Source organism: Nostoc mirabile CHAB5784, from assembly GCF_020829645.1.
GTDB classification, from domain to species: domain Bacteria; phylum Cyanobacteriota; class Cyanobacteriia; order Cyanobacteriales; family Nostocaceae; genus Nostoc; species Nostoc mirabile.
Map to the genome: position 1 here is coordinate 1 of NZ_JAIVFS010000261.1, position 3,088 is coordinate 3,088.

Genomic DNA, 3,088 nt, shown 5'->3' on the forward strand with positions numbered 1-3,088 from the left:
TTTTACCTCTTCTCAATTAATCGTAGCTATCGTCTGTGCCACTCTGCGCGATCGCTGCCGTAAATGCCAGTTGAGCAAATTCTTACATTGCCAGCTTTCTGCGCTTTCCTATCCGTCGAACTCACGTATTTTTAAGACTGAGGCGTTAGCTGATTGTGGTGGTTTATGTCGTTACGCAGTTGAGCCTTTCTTGCTCTTGTACCCAAGTAATTACATTTGATTTACTAACGCTTACAGGCTGCTCCTCACCTGCAATAAATACTTGAAACCAACCAGTTTCTAACTCATAGTAGTCAATAATTAAACCTGATTTTCTGGCTGTTTTTAGAGCTAATACTTCCTGGGGTAACAATCTTTCAATTCTTATCTGTTCTTCTGAGGAAAGCTGCTTCCAAGCTTCATCTTTAACAGCCAAGTGCCTGTATATAGCACTTCTAATTTGATAGTAACTGGTAGCTGATTTGAGTTTTTCTGCCAGCATTGATACTTCTTCCCCAACTGCCTGCTATTCTGTAGCGTTACTAGTGCTAGTTTGTTCGTTTTGTTTTAGTCTGGAGTTAACTTCTATAACTTTTTCGCTCTCTGTTGGGGATATTTCCTCTTGTGGAAGTATTCTCGACTCAACCACAACCACTTCAGATTCAGCAGTCTCTTCCTGGGACTGCTCTTTTTCTTGGGATTTGATTCTGGCGTGATAGTCTGCGATCGCTTCACGGAGAATTTGCTGAGGGAGTAGCCCATACCCATCAATTAATTCCTGTGTGAGTACCCCTGTTTGGTGGTCTTCCTCGTACTGAGGAGGGAATTGACAGTAGCGATCGCCCTTTGGAGTTCTACGCCAGATTGATATCTGTTTTTGTTGTTCCTGTTTTTGGGCTTTAAGAAGAGCTTTCTTCTCTTCGATTAACTCCAGCACCAGTTCACAGGTTAATCCCCCAATTGGGTAATCCTGTAATTGACTGATAATTGACTTGTATTGAAGAGAACACAGCCTGAGAAGTATTGTTACTGGAATTGGTGCTAGGTGTTGAGGACAGGTTAAAAATTCTTGGAAGTTTTCGGCTATTTTGAGCGCTCGTTTTTCCTCAGAGCTTCCTTTATCCCAACCGTATGTATCGAGCAGAGTTCGGTATTCTTTTTTGCTATAGGTGGTTTTGTATTCGTAGAGTAGGAAAGCAACGTGCAAATATTCTAGACTGCTGGTTTCGATATGTGCGGTTGGATTCGGATCTAGTTGATGCTTTTGCGAGTAAGGGATTGATGTGATAGTTGCTGGCATGATAAGATTCACCTTGCATTAATTTCGTTGGTCTTAAAAGACCACTTACCTATTTGAGTCAACGCAAATAATTCAGGCTGCTTGTTTGTCCCAAGCTTTTGATGATGATTTGGAGATAGCAGCCAAGGCATAGCCCAAGGTGTACTTGTGAATTTTGGGCATTTTGTGAAACGACATATCCTGACCCCAATCTTGGACTGACTTGGTGCCAATATGTAATACTTGCGTGAGGGTTTTGACACAAGTTGTGCGAAAGTTAGCGTGAGAAACAGTTTGCAGTATTTGCTGTTCAGTTAATCCTTCGAGGAGTATTTTTTCTAGAAAGGTTTGAGCATCTACTTCTGGTGCGTTGTATTCTCCTTTCAAGATGTTTTTTAGCTGATTCGGTACGATTTCGGCGGCGTGAATGTAAGCAAGTGAAACTTTGGAGTAATTGGGTATTCCATCAAAGTTGAGATCGCTTCCCCACTTGCGAACTGTTGGTCTTTGTACACCTAAGACTGCACATAGTACAGTGATACATTTTTTGCGGTATTGTGAGTCGGTTTCTTCTTCGAGCAGTTCGGGGGGACTAAGTTCGGCGATACCAAAACAGTGGCGTAAAAATTGTCTGGGTTCTAAGCCTTCTTTGGGTAAGTTTTTGAAGATTTCGCAGTATTTCATATTGGACTCGTGCAGAAATTTTGATTGAAACAGGTGTTTTTCTGCCATCTCAACTTTTTTGTGCTTTTGATTGAAGAATACCAAATCAACTAATTATGTATGTGTTTTATTTACATTTTTTAACTATTTAGCAGTGTAAAAACATTTTTACACTGCTAAATAGTTACGTTTGTTAACGATTTAGCATACAAAAGCTTCAAATATGCTTTGTGGTTCCGATAGACTGAAGTAACATGAGTAAACAACAGCCCGAACAAAACCCGAAGCTACCTCCGAAGCGTGGTCGTCCTGTAGACGCAGAGAAAGACCGCGTGACAGTTCATATTAGTGTTGAGATGCGGGATAAAATTGAGAAGCTAATACCTGACATGGGTAAAAGCTTGTCAATGGTAGTTAGGAACTTGGTGAATTTGGGTTTAGAGCTTGTTGGTTTATCTCAAAAGGGACTTACTGCTCCTCGGTCAGGTAATTTAGAGGAGTGGCTTGCAAGTTATACGTCTTTGGGAACTGAGCTGCTTATTGCTTGTGAAACTCTAAATTTGTCAGCTCCAAAATCAGGACAAATAGCTATTTGGCTTTTAGACAAAATGGCTTTTGGGTCAAATGACCCTCAAATTATTAATGATGAAGAAGATACTGGTATAACGCTTTTAGAAAGAATTCGTTTAGGTAAGAAACTGCAAACTTTTAGCTTTGAACAAGGGATAGAATTACCTCAAAATGAGGAATTTGCTACTTGGTTAGGGCAATTATATGCTAATGCTGCTATTGGACAAGAATTTGTAGCTGCTTGTCAGACGCTGGATTTGCAGCTACCAGAGACAGGAAAACTACAGGAATGGTTGCAGGATTTGGAGGTGCGATCGCGCAGCGTCTCCGCAGTAGAATCGCAATTATCAAACGAGTTATTAGAAGAATGCGATCGACTGGGGATAGAGCCGCCAAAACCTGGCGAGGTTGTAGCGTGGCTGCAAAATACCCGCCCTGCGGTATTTGAGCAGTCAATGCACCAACATAGGTTACCTTTTACGGATGATGGTTTGCCTTTAGGGGGGTCGCAACCTTTTTTGGAGCATTTACTGACACTAAATGCACTGCCAACTGAAGATGAGGAGTATGACATTGCTCATAGGTTTGGTGTAGACC

General features: G+C 41.4%; 2 protein-coding genes and 1 pseudogene. 1 reads left to right on the forward strand and 2 read right to left on the reverse strand.

Annotation, left to right across the window (positions count from 1 at the left end; translation table 11 throughout):
• Window positions 1-163: 163 nt before the first annotated feature.
• Window positions 164-1,279, reverse strand: a pseudogene (locus LC653_RS45380) (Alr2735 family protein).
• A gap of 72 nt (window positions 1,280-1,351) precedes the next feature.
• Window positions 1,352-1,942: a hypothetical protein gene (locus LC653_RS45385; protein WP_229501775.1), complete on the reverse strand. Its 591-nt coding sequence runs from the start codon at window positions 1,940-1,942 to the stop codon at window positions 1,352-1,354.
• Window positions 1,943-2,175: 233 nt separating this feature from the next.
• Here LC653_RS45385 and LC653_RS45390 point away from each other — a divergent pair.
• The coding region (locus LC653_RS45390) for a hypothetical protein (RefSeq protein WP_229501776.1) at window positions 2,176-3,088 on the forward strand (913 nt) is incomplete at its 3' end.

Excerpts from the sequence above, each read along its gene's own strand:
- LC653_RS45385 (WP_229501775.1), bottom strand. The coding sequence starts at position 1,942 with ATGAAATACTGCGAAATCTTCAAAAACTTACCCAAAGAAGGCTTAGAA.